Origin of the sequence: Neoaquamicrobium sediminum (assembly GCF_013240295.1) — a bacterium.
Classification (GTDB): Bacteria; Pseudomonadota; Alphaproteobacteria; order Rhizobiales; family Rhizobiaceae; genus Aerobium; species Aerobium sediminum.
This window is the reverse complement of sequence record NZ_JABETK010000002.1, coordinates 279,962-297,209: the sequence shown is the minus strand read 5'-3', so window position 1 is coordinate 297,209 and position 17,248 is coordinate 279,962. Positions and strand designations below refer to the sequence as shown.

The 17,248-nt window shown below is 63.6% G+C and carries 15 protein-coding genes and 3 pseudogenes; 4 read left to right on the top strand and 14 right to left on the bottom strand.

Going from position 1 to position 17,248, the window contains the following annotated elements; all coding sequences use genetic code 11:
• Window positions 1-19: 19 nt before the first annotated feature.
• Both HK436_RS13220 and HK436_RS13215 read left to right on the top strand, forming a co-directional pair.
• Window positions 20-780: pseudogene (locus tag HK436_RS13220) on the top strand (SDR family NAD(P)-dependent oxidoreductase).
• A gap of 226 nt (window positions 781-1,006) precedes the next feature.
• Window positions 1,007-1,228 (top strand): hypothetical protein, encoded by a 222-nt coding sequence (locus tag HK436_RS13215; protein ID WP_173190448.1) that lies wholly within the window; start codon window positions 1,007-1,009, stop codon window positions 1,226-1,228.
• 81 nt (window positions 1,229-1,309) lie between these two features.
• Here the strand turns inward: HK436_RS13215 and HK436_RS13210 are convergent, their stop codons facing one another.
• The gene (locus HK436_RS13210) at window positions 1,310-1,831 is read right to left on the bottom strand and encodes an OsmC family protein (protein WP_173190446.1); all 522 of its coding nucleotides are present in this window, start codon (window positions 1,829-1,831) and stop codon (window positions 1,310-1,312) included.
• Between the two features lie 223 nt (window positions 1,832-2,054).
• Between HK436_RS13210 and HK436_RS13205 the strand changes: the two genes are divergently transcribed.
• The gene (locus tag HK436_RS13205; RefSeq protein ID WP_244648946.1) at window positions 2,055-2,723 is read left to right on the top strand and encodes a 1-acyl-sn-glycerol-3-phosphate acyltransferase; all 669 of its coding nucleotides are present in this window, start codon (window positions 2,055-2,057) and stop codon (window positions 2,721-2,723) included.
• Between the two features lie 7 nt (window positions 2,724-2,730).
• Here HK436_RS13205 and HK436_RS13200 read toward each other — a convergent pair.
• The 5 genes and pseudogenes from HK436_RS13200 to HK436_RS13180 form a co-directional block, all read right to left on the bottom strand.
• Window positions 2,731-3,545, bottom strand: a pseudogene (locus HK436_RS13200) (CDP-alcohol phosphatidyltransferase family protein).
• Window positions 3,546-3,552: 7 nt separating this feature from the next.
• A complete protein-coding gene (locus HK436_RS13195) occupies window positions 3,553-4,251 on the bottom strand; it encodes a phosphatidylserine decarboxylase (RefSeq protein ID WP_173190444.1) in 699 nt (232 codons plus the stop codon).
• Window positions 4,252-4,395: 144 nt separating this feature from the next.
• Window positions 4,396-6,279: an ABCB family ABC transporter ATP-binding protein/permease gene (locus tag HK436_RS13190; protein ID WP_173190442.1), complete on the bottom strand. Its 1,884-nt coding sequence runs from the start codon at window positions 6,277-6,279 to the stop codon at window positions 4,396-4,398.
• A gap of 24 nt (window positions 6,280-6,303) precedes the next feature.
• Window positions 6,304-6,654 (bottom strand): ArsR/SmtB family transcription factor, encoded by a 351-nt coding sequence (locus HK436_RS13185; RefSeq protein ID WP_173190441.1) that lies wholly within the window; start codon window positions 6,652-6,654, stop codon window positions 6,304-6,306.
• A gap of 70 nt (window positions 6,655-6,724) precedes the next feature.
• Window positions 6,725-8,506, bottom strand: coding sequence for a LysM peptidoglycan-binding domain-containing protein (locus HK436_RS13180; protein WP_244648943.1), 1,782 nt, complete (start codon window positions 8,504-8,506; stop codon window positions 6,725-6,727).
• Between the two features lie 114 nt (window positions 8,507-8,620).
• On the opposite strand from HK436_RS13180, the gene HK436_RS13175 reads away from it, so the two are divergent.
• A complete protein-coding gene (locus HK436_RS13175; RefSeq protein WP_173190439.1) occupies window positions 8,621-9,232 on the top strand; it encodes an LOG family protein in 612 nt (203 codons plus the stop codon).
• On the opposite strand, the gene rarD is transcribed toward HK436_RS13175, so the two are convergent.
• The 8 genes and pseudogenes from rarD to cysS form a co-directional block, all read right to left on the bottom strand.
• Window positions 9,229-10,167, bottom strand: a complete 939-nt coding sequence (gene rarD / locus HK436_RS13170; protein WP_173190437.1) for an EamA family transporter RarD — start codon at window positions 10,165-10,167, stop codon at window positions 9,229-9,231. The two genes, HK436_RS13175 and rarD, sit on opposite strands and share 4 nt — an antisense overlap.
• A gap of 105 nt (window positions 10,168-10,272) precedes the next feature.
• Window positions 10,273-10,938, bottom strand: coding sequence for a hypothetical protein (locus HK436_RS13165; RefSeq protein ID WP_173190435.1), 666 nt, complete (start codon window positions 10,936-10,938; stop codon window positions 10,273-10,275).
• 6 nt (window positions 10,939-10,944) lie between these two features.
• On the bottom strand, window positions 10,945-12,558 hold the full coding sequence (gene cimA, locus HK436_RS13160) for a citramalate synthase (protein WP_173190434.1): 1,614 nt from the start codon (window positions 12,556-12,558) through the stop codon (window positions 10,945-10,947).
• 218 nt (window positions 12,559-12,776) lie between these two features.
• Window positions 12,777-13,676, bottom strand: a complete 900-nt coding sequence (gene pip / locus HK436_RS13155; RefSeq protein ID WP_244648941.1) for a prolyl aminopeptidase — start codon at window positions 13,674-13,676, stop codon at window positions 12,777-12,779.
• Between the two features lie 61 nt (window positions 13,677-13,737).
• A pseudogene (locus HK436_RS13150) lies at window positions 13,738-14,202 on the bottom strand (GFA family protein); the annotation flags it as partial.
• Window positions 14,199-14,690: a GFA family protein gene (locus HK436_RS13145; RefSeq protein WP_173190430.1), complete on the bottom strand. Its 492-nt coding sequence runs from the start codon at window positions 14,688-14,690 to the stop codon at window positions 14,199-14,201. The pseudogene HK436_RS13150 and the gene HK436_RS13145, both read right to left, overlap by 4 nt.
• The gene (locus tag HK436_RS13140) at window positions 14,687-15,067 is read right to left on the bottom strand and encodes an endonuclease domain-containing protein (RefSeq protein WP_312860595.1); all 381 of its coding nucleotides are present in this window, start codon (window positions 15,065-15,067) and stop codon (window positions 14,687-14,689) included. Before HK436_RS13140 ends, HK436_RS13145 begins: the two co-directional genes overlap by 4 nt.
• Before the next feature lie 312 nt (window positions 15,068-15,379).
• On the bottom strand, window positions 15,380-16,972 hold the full coding sequence (gene cysS / locus HK436_RS13135; protein WP_173190426.1) for a cysteine--tRNA ligase: 1,593 nt from the start codon (window positions 16,970-16,972) through the stop codon (window positions 15,380-15,382).
• Between the last annotated feature and the right edge of the window lie 276 nt (window positions 16,973-17,248).

Below are 17,248 nucleotides of genomic sequence, written 5' to 3'. Positions count from 1 at the left end.
GTAAGCCATAAGGACCAGCATGACCTCCTCCCTGAACCTTTCCGGCCGGGTGGCCGTCGTCACCGGCGCGTCGCGCGGTATCGGCTATTTTATCGCGAAAGAGCTCGCAGCAGCCGGTGCCCACGTCGTTGCCGTGGCCCGCACCATTGGTGGGCTGGAAGAGCTTGACGACGAGATCAAGGCGGAGAAGGCGATCTCCGGCAAGGGCGAAGCGACGCTGGTGCCGCCGACCTTGCCGACGGAGCGGGCGTCGACAGGCTCGGCGGCGCGATCCATGAGCGCTGGGGCAAGCTGGACATCCTCGTTGCCAATGCCGGTGTTCTGGGCGTCATCTCGCCGCTCGGCCACGTCGAGGCAAAGGTGTTCGAGAAGGTGATGGCGGTGAACGTCAACTCCACCTGGCGGCTGATCCGCTCCGTGGACCCGCTGCTGCGGCTTTCCGACGCCGGGCGCGCCATCGTCATGTCCTCCGGCGCGGCCCATTCGGCAAAGGCCTTCTGGGGTCCATACGCAGCGTCCAAGGCAGCGGTCGAAGCGATGGTTCGGTCGTGGGCCGACGAAACCAAGAACCTGCCACTGCGCATCAACGCCGTGAACCCCGGCGCGACACGCACGGCCATGCGCGCGCAGGCGGTGCCCGGCGAGGACCCGAAGATTTTGCCGCACCCCTCCGAGATCGCGCGGAAAATCGTACCGCTGGCAAGTCCGGAACTGACCGAAACAGGTCTCATCTTCGATGCGCCGACCGAGCGCTTCCTGCGCTATCGTCTGCCCGAGTAGGGAACGCAGCGACGGTCAAACTATCGACCAGATCGGCGTTGCATGCTAGATGTGTGGAAACCGGTCGCGACGGACCGTATCGCATTCGCAAGGCTCGCCTTATGAGAAACCTTCTCCTTCCGCTTTTGCCGCAGGCGCCCTGTTCGCAGCTTCTGCCGCTCAAGCCGACGTCTTCAGTTCGCAGGATTTCAGCGGCGACACCGCCACCGCAAACAACCTGCCCGGCGTGAACCTTGATGCCGCGCCGGGTTTCGGTGTCAGCGTCGGCAATTGCGAAGAGGTGGAAGTGCCGGCCTATTCCCCGCGCGACACATTCGAGAGCCGCAAGGGCACGACCTGCAAGTTCGGCAATTTCTCGCTGACCACCACCGGCACGGGCGGCAATCATCTCTATGACACGACCTACGGTGGCAACCCGCCGCCCTGGGCCGAGGGCTGGCGTCCGTAAGGGGCTCCGCCGTCTTCACGGCAACGACAATTCGACAAAGCCATAACCGATCGGTCGTCGCGCCGGACGCTGCTCGGCGTTCTACGCTGCCGCGCCACTGAGGGTGGCGTTGACGGTCAACTCCGGCTTCACGCTGATCGTCTGAAACACGACGCAATAGCGCTCGGTGAGCTTCAGCAACGCGTCGATGCGGTCCTGCGGCTCATCCGTGTCCAGCTCGAAAGCCAGCCTGATCGCCCGGAAACCCACCGGCGCATCGCGGTCCACCCCAAGCGTGCCTCGGAAATCCAGGTCGCCCTCGGCCACTACGGTCGCATCGCGGAGGTTGAACTCGAGCGCCGTCGCCACCGCCTTCAACGTGACGCCCGCACAGGCAACGAGTGCCTCCAGAAGCATATCGCCCGAACAGAGTTCCAATCCCGATCCACCCGTCGCTGGGTGGAGACCTGCGATAGCGATCGCACGGCCCGTCTCGACCTTGCATGCAATGGACTGATCGTCGATGGCACCTCGGGCCCGCAAAGTGACCAGCGCCTTGCCGGCATCGTCGCGATAGGTTTCCTTGATCGGCGCCTGCATGGCCTTGAGTGCGGCAGCGTCCATGGGTTCCTCCCTGGCTGGCTGCCATCATACCAAGCCCCTCGCCACGCGAACAGGCGTGAGAACACGTGGCGGCCTTCCGCCGCCATCAGGTTAGTCGCGATTGACGCGCCCACGCAATCCGCTACGTTTGCGCCTCAGCGACCGGCAGGAGCCGCAAGCTTGGCATTTGCTGTGAGGGGCACATGATACTGGCCGGAATCATCATCGCCGGCATTGCAGCGTTGTGGCTCGCAGCCGCGCCTGGCTGGTTTACGAGCAGAAGATTACCTTTCGGCAGGCGGTGCTGCATGCACCGCTGGCGCTGATCTGGCGCGTCGACGCTCATGCGTTGCGCGACATCAAGGCTCCGTCGTCGGTGATCTACGTCGTTTCGCACCAGTCGCGCCTCGACCCGGCATTGATGCTGGGGCTGCTGCCGGACGACACGCTGCACATCCTCGACGAATACTCGGCAAACGCCGCGTGGCTCGATCCATGGCGCTCGCTGGCGCGTACGATCGCCTTCAATCCGGAGCACTTGTTCATCAGCAGGCGGCTCGTCCGGGTGCTGCGCGGCGGCGGCAAGCTGTGCGTCTATATGCCGGCCGATGTCGCGCCGGAAACCCGCGGCTTCCGCCTCTATCGCGCCGTGGCGCGCATCGCATTGCGCGCGGAAGCCAAGGTGGTGCCCATCTACGTTGCCGGCGCCCGCGACCTGCCCTTCTCGCTGCTCCCGCGCGACGCCACCCGGCGCCGGCTACTACCGTCGCTGACGGTGCGGGCGCTGGCGCCTGCAACCATTGCCGAGCTCGTCGCGCGCAACGATCCTCAGCCGGGCACCTCTTCGGGAGCGCTGTACGGACGCATGACGGAAGTCAGCCGGACGACGGAAATCGACAGGGAAGCAGCCTGAAGCGGCATTATTGCTCGCCCTCGTCGGAAGCAGCCACTTCTTCTTTGGCCACGCGGCGGGCATAGGCGCGCCAACTGAACGGCAGGAAGGCCAGATAAGCGAGCGCCGTGGCCGCCATCGTGTGCCAAGTGTAGCTGAACAACAGCGCCACATACAAAACCATGCCCAGCATCATCGGCATGACGGCATCGCGTCGGATGCGGGTTCCGCTTGTCTTGCCCGAGTAGACCGGCAGCCTGCTCACCATCAGCAACGCAACCACAACCGCGAAGGCGCTTGCACCGAAGGCGGTGGACACGACCAGCGGCATGCCGAGAAAGCCCATATAGACAGGCAACAGAACAAGCAGCGCACCGGCTGGTGCCGGCACGCCGACGAAATAGTCGCCCTGCCAGGCGGGGCGGTTGGGATCTTCCAGCATGACGTTGAACCGCGCCAGTCTGAGGCAGCACGCAATGGCGAACAGTAGCGCGGCGATCCAGCCAAACGCGCCGGCTCGGTCGAGCAGATAGACGTAGAGCACCAACGCGGGTGCGACGCCGAAATTGACGATGTCGGCGAGCGAATCCATCTGTGCGCCGAATTTCGAGGTCGCCTTGAGCATGCGGGCTATGCGCCCATCCACCGCGTCTAGCAGCGCGGCGATCAGCACCATGGCAACCGCGAGCTCATACCGCTGCTCGAAAGCAAGCCGCACCCCCGACAGGCCGGCGCAGACGGCCATCACCGTGATCAGGTTCGGCAGCACCAGCCGCAGCGGAATCTCGCGCAGGCGCTGGCGCGGCGGGCGCCATGAGGTTCGAAGGGAGGAAACGGCGCCATCGGCCGCTCAGGAAACGCGCACGAGCGGTGAAGCCGCGTGGGCGCCGAACTCGGCAATGATGGTCTCGCCCGCAACCGCCGTCTGGCCGACGGCAACCTTCGCGACCGCGCCGGCAGGCAGGTAGACGTCGACCCGCGAGCCGAAACGAATGAGACCGATGCGCTCGCCGATGGCGATGTCGTTGCCGCTGTCGACCCAGCAGACGATGCGGCGCGCGACGAGCCCGGCAATCTGCACGGCGGCGATGCGGCCGTTAGGGCTGTCGATGACGATGCCGTTGCGCTCGTTCTCCGCGCTCGCCTTGTCGAGTTCCGCGTTCAGGAACTTGCCCGGACGATGCTCGACGGCAGTGATGCGGCCACGGGCCGGCGCCCGGTTCACGTGGCAGGAAAAGACGTTCATGAATACGGAGATGCGGGTCATCTCGCCGCCATCAAGGCCGAGCTCCCGCGGCGGGATCGCCGGCCCTACGGCGGACACGATGCCATCCGCCGGACTGACCACAAGACGGTCATCGACCGGCGTCACGCGCTCCGGATCGCGGAAGAAGTAGGCACACCAGGCGGTCAGGATCGCGCCAATCCAGAAGAGGCTGGTGGAAAAGAAGCCCAGAACAACCGCAACCGCGCCAAAACCGGCGATGAAGGGATAGCCTTCGCGGTTGATCGGCACGAATGCGTTTTTGATGCTGTCGACGAGGCTCATCGCGGCCAAGGCTCCCGGTGGTGAGGCGTCTGATTACAGAAATCCGCCCTCCGCCGCAATGCACAGCGTCTCCATCCTCACAAGGCAAGCGGTACAAAGTGGCTACAGAGCCGCATACCAAAGCACGGATGCCCCCCGGGCCAGCTAGACCTCGGATGTGCGGCGGCGGACGACGACACCCATCTCGTCGGTCTCGCGGGCACGGCGCAGCTTCTCCTCGGCCTCGGTCGCCTCGCGCTGGCGATCCCACATCGATGCGTAGAGGCCCCGCGCTGCCAGCAACTCGGCGTGGCGGCCGCGTTCGGCGATGCGGCCATCCTGCAGCACGATGATCTCGTCGGCCGAAATGACCGTCGAAAGCCGATGTGCGATGACAAGCGTCGTGCGCCCGCGACTGACAAGGTCCAGCGCGGCCTGGATTTCCTGCTCGGTCTGCGTGTCCAGCGCCGAGGTCGCCTCGTCCAGCATCAGCACAGGCGGTGCCTTCAGGATGGTGCGGGCAATCGCGACGCGCTGCTTTTCGCCACCGGAGAGCTTTAGCCCGCGCTCGCCGACCATGGTCCTGTAGCCATCCGGCAGCGCAGCGATGAATGTACCGATCTGGGCGAGGTCGGCTGCCTGCGCCACCTCATCCTCGCTGGCCGAGGGCCGTCCGTAGCGGACATTGTAGGCGATCGTGTCGTTGAACAGCACCGTATCCTGCGGGACCATGCCGATCGCGGCACGAAGGCTCTCCTGCGTCACGTCGCGGATGTCCTGCCCGTCGATGCGGATCGAACCTTGCTGGACATCGTAGAAGCGGAAGAGAAGCCGCGAGATGGTCGACTTGCCGGCACCCGACGGCCCGACGATGGCGACGGTCTTGCCGGCCGGCACCTCGAAGGAGATACCCTTGAGGATCGGCCGGTTGGCGTCGTAGGAAAAATGCACGTCGTCGAAAGTAACCTTGCCGTCACTGACGACCAGCGCCGACGCGCCCTCGCGGTCGGTCACCTCTTCCTTGACGTCGAGCAGGTCGAACATCTGCTCGATGTCGGTCATCGCCTGCCTGATCTCGCGATAGATGAAGCCGATGAAATTGAGCGGGATCGAAAGCTGCATCAGCATCGCGTTGACGAAGACGAAGTCGCCGATGGTGTGCGTGCCCCGCGTCACCTCCCATGCCGAAAGGCCCATCACCGCCGCCATGCCGACGCCGAAAATGACGCCCTGGCCGAAATTCAGCCAACCGAGCGATGTCCATGTGCGGGTGGCTGCATCCTCGTATCGCGCCATCGAGCGGTCGAAGCGCTCGGCCTCCATCTTCTCGTTGTTGAAATACTTCACCGTCTCGTAGTTGAGCAGCGAATCGATCGCCTTCGTGTTGGCTTCCGTATCGCTGTCGTTCATTTCGCGACGAATTGCGATGCGCCAGTCGCTCGCGCGCACGGTGAACCAGGTGTAGAGCCAGACGGTCGCGGCGATGATCGCGACATAGACCCAGCCATAGGTTACCCAGAATATGATCGCAGTCAGCGCGAATTCGAGTACCGTGGGTGCGGTGTTGAGGATTGTGAAGCGTACGATGGTCTCGATGCCCTTCACGCCGCGTTCGATGATGCGCGAGAGGCCGCCCGTGCGCCGCTCCAGATGGAACCGCAGCGACAGCTTGTGCATGTGCACGAAGGTCCGGTAGCCGAGCTGGCGTACGGCGTGCTGACCCACACGGGCGAACAGCGCATCGCGCAGCTGATTGAAACCGAGCTGGACAATTCGCACGACGTTGTAAGCGAGCACCAGCATGACGGGCGCCACGAGAACGGCCGGAATGTAGTCGGCCGGCTGGAGCTCGCCCACGAGCGCATCGGTTGCCCATTTGAAGAAATAGGGCACGAGCACGAGGATCAGCTTGGCAAGCACAAGGAATAGGGTCGCCCAGGCGACACGAACCTTCAGGTCGGCACGGTCGGCAGGCCACATATAGGGCCACAGATTGGCCAGTGTTCGCAGGGTCGAGCCGGATTCGGCTGAAACGGTCTTGTCTGCCAAGGTAAAAGGTCCTGAAAAATTCTGTTAGCGCGCCGGACCGGAATGCGGCCCGGCGCAGCAGGAAAGAAGAAGTCCGCTGACGGCACCTGAAAGTGCAGCCAGCGCTTCGCGATCAACTTCGTAACGGGAGCGCGGACGCTCCGGCGTCAAACGCACCAGCCCTGCATCGACCAGCACCTTCAGATGCTGCGACACGGTCGACTGCGCGAGATCCAGCCTTTGAACGACGTCCTTGCAGCAGCAGGCCTCCGACCCCGCAAGATGCAACAGGATTTCGATCCGCGCCGGATGCGACAGCGCAGCGAGCTTGGCTGCCACGGCAACGCGGTCGCCGCAGGGAGGGGCTGAATCAGGTGAGGCAAGATCGATATTCATCGTAGATCGGCGATTTACGATGAATACCCGCCACGATCAAGCGGTCGATGAAAATTACGGCGATAAAGGCTTACTGATCGGCGGTCGGTGTTTCCGCACCGGGCGCGACAGCCTGGTCGCCGATGGCCTCCATGTCGGCCGTGTCGCCTTCGGGCGTTTCCCGCGGAACGGCGAAGACCTGTCCCGGCCAGATCATGTCCGGATCGCGAATCTGTTCCTGATTGGCGAGATAGATGGTCGAGTAGCGAACGCCGCGACCATAGACGCGCCGGGAAATGCGCCACAGGGAATCGCCCCGCCGGATGATGACGGAGCCATCCGCCTTCTGAAGCGCCGGCGCTGTGGCTCCCGCATTCGTATCGGCGCCACCGGCACTGGAAGCTTCGCCGCTATCGGCTGCCGCAACCGTTTCGTTCGCAGGCTGGGCGTTGTCTGCCGTAGTCAGGGCATTGTTGGCTGCCGCCTGCTCGCTCGACGCCGAGGATGGCGCCTGCTGTGAGGCGGGCTCCTGCCCGGCTGGCTGTGTCTCAGGCTCCTGCATGGCCGCGGGTGCTTCCGCAACCGCCACTTCGTCCTGTGTACTGTCCTGCTGCGTTGCCGGAGCGGTTGCTGACGGCGCCACGGCAGCAATCGCCTCACCCGGCTCGCGTTCGAACGGAACAGCGGCCCGCGCGAGCACCGCCCCGCTCGCGTCGAGCACATCGGCGCGGATCAGGTAGTTGCCGACCGGCAATTCACGATTTGCCTCGACCAGGAAACGCCCCGCCTCCGACGTGCGGGCATCGCCAAGAAGAATGTCGTTGGCATAAACCCGGATGATGCTGCCCGGATTTGCCGACCCCGCGACGAAGACCGTGCCGCCCTCGATCTCGACGGCTTCCACAACGACCTGAGACGCGGCCGTGAGGGCGGGTTCGGTCGACGGTTCCGGCTTTTGGCGGGCTTCAGGGGCGGAAGCCACTTGCTCCTCCGCATCGGCCGGTGCTTCCGCTGCGGTCGGTTCGGTCACGTCGCCCTGCGTTGCCGCATCGGCAGCAGGCGTGCTCGCGTCTGCCGCGACCTGTTCGTCCTGTTGCCCAGCAGACATGTCCGCTGCGGGCGCGGCTGCTTCATCGGGTGCCGGAGCATCTTCGTCGCTTGCGGCAACCTGCGGCGCTTCTGACTGCACATTGTCGTCGGGCTGCGAAGCGTCAGCGCCGGCCGCCACGTCATCCGCCGCATCTTCGGGTGCCTGCGCAACCACGTCACCGGCGGGCTGCTGAGAGGAGGCTTCATCGCCTGCCTCCGGCACCGTCACCAGCTCGGCAGGTGCGCCGGGCTTGTCGACAAGCGCCAGCACCTGCCCATCGGGTGTTTCAGGCACAGAAACGACAGCCGTTTCCTGCGACTGGGAAACGACGTCTCCGGCCATCGAGCGAAGGGAAAGCTGATAGTCGCCGGGTGAAAGCGGCTCGTCGAGCACGATGACGAAGTCGCCGCTGGCGCCCGCCTCAGCAGTGCCGATCACGGTGTCGCCGTTCAGAATTTCGACGGTGGATTCTCCGGCCGCATTGCCGGCCACGACAACAGAGCCATCAGGCTCGACGCGCAGCAGGCTGAAAGTCGGGGCGACGAGCCGGTCGCCCTTGTCCATCGATGTCGCCTCATCGGGAAGCGGCAAGGCATCGTCGCCATCGACAGCCGGCGGCTGTTCCTGATCTTGCTCCTGCGGGGTTGTCGTCTCCGGAAGCGCTGCGATCGACACCGGCTCGCGACCGAGCCATGGGTCGAGCATTCCCGTCACATAGGCGGTTCCCGCAGCGGCTGTCACCCCGCCGACCACGAACAGAAGCGCCTTGAGCCAAACAACCATGATTCCGTTCCTTTGACGGCTTTCCAACAGCGTCTAGCGTGTTTTATGAACAGCTACAACAAAAAGCCCCATGCGGCTTGACCGCTCCCAGAGATGCATACACCAATTCCGGCCATGAACCTGATTCGATCCATCTGCGTTTATTGCGGCTCGTCTACGGGCCGTTCCGAAATCTACATGGAGACCGGATACGCGCTCGGCCGCTCCATCGCGGATGCCGGCCTGAGCCTGGTTTATGGCGGCGGCACCAAAGGCATCATGGGCGCAGTCGCCAAAGGCACAATCGAGGGCGGCGGCAAGGTGACCGGCATCATCCCGCGTTTTCTGATGAACAAGGAAGCGACTGAAGCCGCGCTTGGCAAGCTCGACGACCTGATCGTCACCGAGGACATGCACACCCGCAAGCACAAGATGTTCGAGAAATCGGACGCCTTCGTGGCGCTGCCGGGCGGCATCGGAACGCTTGAAGAGATCGTCGAGATCATGACCTGGGCGCAACTCGGGCGGCACCGCAAGCCGATCGTCTTCGCCAATATCGGCGGCTTCTGGGATCCGATGCTCACCCTCCTCGACCACATGCGCAACGAGGGCTTCGTGCATACCGGCCACCTCGTGCAGCCGATCGTCGTCGATGACGCGAAAGCGATCGTGCCGGCCGTGCTGTCGGAAGCCGCCGCTACCGGCATTCCCGCCGAGGGCGACCCGAAGCTGATCGACCGGCTTTAGGGTCTGGTTGCCTTCGCCTGCCTGGCGCCGAAGAACATCGACCAGGTGTAGAGCGCAAGCGCGGTCCAGATCAGCGCGAATGCCACGATACGCGCCGTGCCGAACGGTTCCCCGAACACGAAGACGGCAATGACCGCAATCATCGTCGGCGCAATGTACTGCATGATGCCGATGGTCGAGATGCGCAGCAGCTTGGCGCCGAACGCATAGAGGATCAGCGGGATCGCCGTCACCGGCCCGGCAAACATCAGCAGGCCGATATTCTGCGTGCTGTCGGTGAAGTGCCCCTGCCCCGTGGCCTCGATCCAGATCACATAGGCCAGGCACGGCACCGACAAGATCAGCACTTCGAGGAAAAAGCCCTGGCTCGGGCCTATCGGCAGCGTCTTGCGCAGATAGCCGTAGGCGGCAAACGACAGCGCGAGGGCCAGCGACACCCACGGCAGCCCGCCGGCATCCACCGTAAGGACGCCGACTGCTGCGATTGCCAGCGCCACGGCCACGAGCTGATAGCGGTTGAGCCGCTCGCCCAGCAGCGCGGCACCCAGCAGCACCGTCACCAGCGGATTGATGTAGTAGCCGAGCGCGGTCTCGACCGTGCGGTCGACCGCGATCGCCCAGACATAGATGCCCCAGTTGACGGTGATGATCGCGGCCGTAAGCGCCGCCATCAGCAGCGTACGTGGCTGGCGCAGGGCCGTCTTGATGTCGGCGGTGCGGCCCAGCGCAAGCAGCACGATGCCGGCGACGGGGACCGACCAGAGGATGCGATGCGCCACCACCTCCACCGGCGGGATATGCGCCACCATCTTCATGTAGAGCGGGAGGAAGCCCCACAGCAGATAGGCCGACAGCGCGAACACGAAACCGCGCGTCGCCTCGGACTGCGCCGGCGCTTCCGCCTGCGCGGCGGCCGGCTGTACCCTTTCCTGCATAAATCGAGCCTTCAACGTTTCAGACCGGCGTCCTAACGCGTCGGCGACCGCCAGACCAACGCATTATGCTGATCCAACGATCGATAACGGTTGATGATTGGGAGCTCAGGGATCGCGCAAACCAGGTTCGCCCGCACGCGCCCACAAGACCATCGGCCCGACAACTGCGACCGAGAAAGACGCCAAAATAAGTGCCCGATAGCTAAAAATCCACATCCACATTTCCAGCGTGCCGTGCCTCCAGACCAACTCGCTTGTCAGAACAAAGCACACCCACAGCAGCGGCGCGCCAAGCCGGAGCGCCATCCTTTTGACGCCGCTTCCGGCTTTTCCGGAGCGCGCGGGTATCATTCCGGTCGTGGCGGTCGCCACAACTCCTATCAGCATAACGACTGGATAAATCCTCAAATATTCTGGGTTCCCCGATAGGATGAGAAGCGCGCACATGGCGAGAGCTACATAACGCATGAATACGCGCCCTTTGGCGTTTTGCGCTGCGGAAACGTCCGTGAAACGGGCCTTAATTGTGTTCCGTTGCAGCCGTCGCCAGACAATCCGACCCAGGATGAAGACGATAAGGGCACCTTGCCAATCGGCCACATAGAACCCCAACACCGTAGCGGTTGGGAGAGCTAGAAACTCAATTCCGATCTCTGCAGTAGTAAAGCGCGAATAGTCGGTTTCCCGAATGAGGCGAGGAACGGCAAAGGCAATTGTCGCGACAAGAATTCCAGACAAAAGCACTAGCTTCCAAACGCCTACGAACTCCATCTGGCTTCACTCCGCCGCCCGGGCCACGTTCTCGCGATTCTTGACCAGCTTGTAGACGATTGAGTCCATCAGGGCCTGGAAGGAAGCGTCGATGATGTTTTCGGAGACGCCGACCGTCCACCAGCGCGCGCCGGTGGAATCGTGCGATTCTATCAGCACGCGGGTGATCGCCTCTGTGCCGCCGTTGAGGATACGCACCTTGAAGTCGGTCAGGGTCAGGTCGGAAATCTCGTCCTGGTATTTGCCGAGGTCCTTGCGCAGGGCGATGTCGAGCGCGTTCACCGGGCCGTCGCCCTCCGCCACCGACATCTTCTCCTCGCCGTCGACAGTCACTCTCACGATCGCTTCGGAGACTGTCTTGAGGCTGCCATTGGCGTCGTAGCGCCGCTCGACCATGCAGCGGAAGGAATCGACGTGGAAGAAAACCGGCACGCCGCCCAGCGTGCGCCGCGCCAGCAGTTCAAAGCTCGCATCCGCGCCCTCATAGGCATAACCCTGCGCCTCGCGTTCCTTGACGAGCGCAATCAGCGTATCGAGGCGCGGATCGTCCTTGGCAACCGCTATGCCGCGCCGCTTGAGCTCGGTAATGAAGTTGGACTTGCCGCCCTGGTCGGAAACCATCACGCGGCGGGTGTTGCCCACCGACTCTGGCGCGACATGTTCGTATGTCTGCGGCTCCTTGAGCAGCGCGGAGGCGTGAATGCCCGCCTTGGTGGCGAATGCGGACCCGCCGACATAGGGCGCCTGCGGATCGGGCGCGCGGTTCAGCAGTTCGTCGAAGCCGTGAGACAGGCGCGAAATGTCGGTCAGCGCCTCGGCAGAGATGCCGGTCTCGAAACGCTCCGCAAAGCGCGGCTTGAGCATGAGCGTCGGCAGTATCGTCACCAGATTGGCATTGCCGCAGCGCTCGCCGATGCCGTTGAGCGTGCCCTGCACCTGACGCACGCCCGCCTCTACCGCGGCAAGCGAATTGGCGACGGCCTGACCCGTGTCATCGTGCGCGTGGATGCCGAGATTGGCGCCGGGAATGCCTGCGTCGATCACCCGGCCGACGATCTCGCGCACCTCCGCAGGCTGCGTGCCGCCATTGGTATCGCACAGCACGACCCAGCGCGCACCGGCGTCATATGCAGTGCGCGCGCAGACCAGCGCGTAGTCGGGATTGGCCTTGAAGCCGTCGAAGAAGTGCTCGCAATCGACCAGCGCCTCCTTGCCGGCCGCGCGGGCCGCTTCGACGGAAGCCCCGATGGATTCGAGATTGTCCTCGTTCGAGCAGCCGAGTGCGACGCGTACATGATAGTCCCAGCTCTTGGCGACATAACAGATGGCATCGGCCTTCGACTGGACGAGTGCTGCGATGCCCGGATCGTTCGAGGCCGAGACGCCTGCACGCTTGGTCATGCCGAAGGCGACGAAGGCCGACCGCCTGGTGCGCTTCTCGCTGAAGAAGGCAGTGTCCGTAGGGTTCGCGCCCGGATAGCCGCCCTCGACATAGTCGAAGCCGAACGCATCCAGCATGCCTGCGATGACGATCTTGTCCTCGACCGAGAAGTCGATACCGGGCGTCTGCTGGCCGTCGCGCAACGTGGTGTCGAAGAGGTAGATGCGCTCCTTGGTCATGCCAGCACTTTCCTCGTGCGCACTCTACGTTGCCCCCTCTGTCCTGCCGGACATCTCCCCCACGAGGGGAGATCAGCTGGCCGTCCGGCTTTCGCCGATCGCCAGCGTTGAAAAAGAAGCGTTGAACGCAAAGCTGCCGATCTCCCCCTCGTGGGGGAGATGTCCGGCAGGACAGAGGGGGCGTGACAAAGCACCGTGCAAGCTGAAAGGACCCATCATCATTTCCCCGCGAACTTGTCGGTCGCGTAGATGAGCCGGTCGAGTATGCCGGGCTCGGAATAGGCGTGGCCGGCACCCTCGATCAGAAAGAACTCGGCGTCGGGCCATCCCTTGTGAAGCTGCCACGCATAACGGGCCGGACACGGCATGTCGTAGCGACCATGCACGATGAGGCCTGGAATGCCGCGCAGCTTGTGCGCGTCGCGCAGCAACTGGCCTTCATCCAGCCAGCCGCCATGGACGAAATAGTGGTTCTCGATGCGGGCGAAAGCGAGCGCGAAGTCGTCCTCGCCGAACTTGTCGCTCGTTTCCGGCTGAGGCAGCAGCGTGATCGTTTCGCCCTCCCACAGGCTCCAGGCCTTGGCCGCCTCGATGCGCGCAGCCTTGTCGTCACCGGTTAGCCGTCTGCGATAGGCTGCCATCAGATCGCCGCGCTCGGCTTTCGGGATTGGCGCGATGAAGCGCTCCCATTTGTCGGGGAACATTTCGGAGACGCCGAACTGATAGTACCAGTCGAGTTCCGCCTTCGTCAGCGTATAGACGCCGCGCACGACGAGCTCGCTGACGCGCTCGGGATGCGTTTGCGAATAAGCGAGCGCCAGCGTCGAGCCCCAGGAGCCGCCGAAAACCAGCCACTTCTCAGCGCCCACCATCTCGCGCAGCCGCTCGATGTCGGCAACGAGATGCCATGTGGTGTTGGCCTCGAGCCCTGCATGGGGTGTCGACTTCCCGCAGCCGCGCTGGTCGAACAAAAGCACATCGTAGAGCGCCGGGTCGAACTGTCGGCGGTGAGCCGGCGAGAAGCCGCCGCCCGGCCCGCCATGCAGGAATACGGCCGGCTTCGCCCCGCGCGTGCCGACACGTTCCCAGTAGATGGTGTGGCCGTCGCCGACGTCCATGAAGCCGGTCTCGAACGGTTCGATCTCGGGGTAAAGCGTGCGGAGGTCGCTCACAGCTGCAACCCCGTGCGGGCCAGGCTTCGGTTTCGTGGTCTGGATGCTGGAAAGAAATGACGGCCTCCTGTCGCGAATAATAGCCAGGGTCTTCATGAACCGGCGCGTCGAAGATCTTTTCTACCCAAGGCAAGCGCGCGGCATGGTTGACCTGTATCTGCGGCGCAAGATCGGAACGATCGTCGAAGGCTCCGATGGCGATCTCGAGCCCGCCCGGATGGCGATAGGTCAGCGGCGTGCCGCAGCGCGGGCAGAAGCCACGGTCAATGTTGACCGAAGACTGGAAGTAGCCGGGCTCCTCGCGTGTCCATTCGACGCCGTCCTTCGGCACGGTCACCAGCGCGGAAAAGAACGAGCCGAACTGCTTCTGGCACATGCGGCAGTGGCAGATGGAAGGCCGGCCGAGCTCGCCGTGGATGCGGAAGCGCACCGCGCCGCACTGGCACCCGCCGGTTCTCACTGTGTCGTTCATCGTCTTTCCTCCGGCGGCCAGGTTTCGGTGTCGTGATCGGGATGCTGGTAACTGTCGAGCTCCGCAAGATACGGGGCGGATTCCATGTCGGCTTCCGTCGCCTCACCCGGCAATGAGGGGACAGCATCGACATAAGGCAGCTTCGCCTCGACGCCCCACTGGATCACCGGAGCGATCTCTTCGGGCTGGTCGAACGCCCCGATGGCGAGCGCAACGCCGTCCGGCGCCTCGAAGGTCAGCGGCGTGCCGCATTCGGCACAGAAGCCGCGCAAGACGTGGTTGGACGAACGGAACCGCTTCGGCTCGCCGCGCGTCCATTCCAGCTCCGCCTCGCGCACGGAGACCAGCGGCGCGTAGAAACTGCCAAACGCCTTCTGGCACATGCGGCAATGGCAGACGGAAGCGTCGCGGAGAGCGCCCTCGACGCGGAAGCGCACCGCGCCGCACTGGCACCCGCCCGAATAGATCGGCTTGTTGTCGAGGCTCATGGCTTCAGTTCCTGCTCGATACTGTTGGCATATGGATTCCGTTCAGTGTTGCCGGCCCATCGCGCCGCATCTTCCGTGGCCAGCCCGCTCGCAGCAACTATATGTGCGCAGACATTGTCCATGTCGCGCAGCACGTCGTCGTTCCAGAAGCGCAGAACGGTCCAGCCGTTAACGCGCAGGGTTTCGGTGCGGGCGACGTCGTACTTTAACGCTGCACCATCAGCATGCTGGCTGCCGTCGACTTCGACGATCAGCCGTTTTTCAGGGCATGCGAAATCGACAATGAAACCAGCAACAGGAAACTGCCTGCGAAAGCCGAGCCCCATCAACCTGTGGGCACGAACGGCATTCCACAGCTTCAGTTCGGCATCAGTCATCACGCGCCGCATCGCCTTGGCGCGAGAACGATTGTTGGGGGTAAAGGGGTATGAGGCATGGTCAGCCTGCCGCACCCTGCAGATCATAGAGCACGCAACGCCGCAGGCTCAGTGCCCTACGTTGCCCCCTCTGTCCTGCCGGACATCTCCCCCACGAGGGGAGATCGGCAGCTTCGCCATCGCCGCTTGTTCTGCCACGCCACCGATTGGCGAAAGCAGGCCGGTCGGCCGATCTCCCCCTCGTGGGGAGATGTCCGGCAGGACAGAGGGGGCGCTGTCCCGCCAACCCCTCCGCATTCGCCGCAGGCGATCTCACCGCTTCACCTCCCAGGTCGTGACGCGTTCGCCGGTGGTTGGGTCCTTGCCGTCCTTCAACTGGATGCCCTGTCCTAGCAACTCGTCGCGGATGCGGTCGGCCTCCGACCAGTTCTTTTCGCGGATTGCTGCAACACGCTTCCCGATCGCAACGTCGATTTGGTGTCGATCAATCGACAGACGTTCTGACAAGAGAAATTGTGCAACGGTCGGTCGCTCAATCAACAGCGGAGCATTCTCATCCCAAACCGCTCCAAACTCTATATCTTCTTGACGAGCTTGGTGGTCGATCCAGCTTTGAATTTCGGGCGAAGGGACGAGCCCAAGCAGAGCAAGACTTCCGGCAAACGCTTTGGCTTCTTCTGAACTACCGGTGGCTTTCTCCAGTTCGCTTAGCCGAAACAGCACGCGCGACATATCCAAGTCATTTTCGATGGCCGATACGACGTGCTGGTCAGGTGGGCAGAGGAAGTATCCAATACTCCAATCCGCAATCCTCGAGTTCCAGCTAGATATTTTTGCCTCGGCCTCCTCCAGCTTGCGGAGCGAGAAGTCGATCGGCTCGCGGTAGTGGGTCATCAGCATGGCCAGCCGCAGCACCTCGCCGGGCCATTTGCGGCCGCCGAAGGCTTCCGTGTGCAGAAGGTCGTGGATGGTGACGAAGTTGCCTTCCGACTTCGACATCTTGCGGCCCTCGACCTGCAGGAAACCGTTGTGCATCCAGATGTTCGCCATCCGGTCGGTGCCGAACGCGCAGCAGGACTGGGCGATTTCGTTTTCGTGGTGGGGAAAGACGAGATCGATGCCGCCGCCATGGATGTCGAAGACGTTCTTCATCGGGTCGTCGCAGGAAAGCCCGCCACCGAACGGCTCCAGCAGCTTCGCCATCGACATGGCCGAGCATTCGATATGCCAGCCGGGGCGGCCTAGCCCGTCGATGCCGGCAGGGGACGGCCAGCCAGGCTCGCCCGGCTTCGACGGCTTCCAGAGGACGAAATCCATCTCGTCGCGTTTGTAGGAGGCGACGTCGACCCGTGCGCCGGCCAGCATCTCGTCGAAGGGCCGGCGCGACAGCGCGCCGTAGCGCGGGCCCTCGCCGGCATTCATGGCCGACGGCGAGAACAGCACGTGGCCTTCCGCGACATAGGCCACGCCCTGCGTCACGAGCCTGTCGATCATCGCCCTCATGCCGTCGATATGCTCGGTGGCGCGCGGCTGGCTGTCGGGCTCGAGGCAGCCGAGCGCTTTCACGTCGGCCTGGAACTGCGCGTTGGTCGCCTCGGTGACCCTGCGGATCGCGTCGTTGAGAGCGAGATCGGGATGATCGCGCGCGGCGCGGGCGTTAATCTTGTCGTCGACGTCGGTGATGTTACGGACATAGGTGACGTGGTCGGCACCGTAGACATGGCGCAGCAGGCGATAGAGCACGTCGAAGACGATCACCGGGCGCGCATTGCCGATATGGGCGTAGTCGTACACCGTCGGCCCGCACACATACATGCGCACGTTCTGCGGATCGATCGGAGCGAAATGCTCCTTCTCGCGCGTCAGCGTGTTGTAAAGCCGAAGCTGCCCGACGGATTCAGACATAAATTCTCCCTGGCCGGCTGGCCGGGGCGTTTTCTCGTATCTGTCGGAAGGACGAAAACGGCCGGACCAGCGAAGGCGCTAGCCGATAATGCAGATGCCGATAATGGCGAAAGACGTTTTCATCGCTCGCTTTATCGCGCCCCGCCCCGCCGCCGTCAAGAGAGCGTGGACGCGGACGCGCCCCGTCCGGGCGTGGCGCGGATGCAACACGCGGCGGACAATAGGATTTTATTAAACATGTCTTCAAAGACAGCGCCCAAACTCATCGAAATGCCC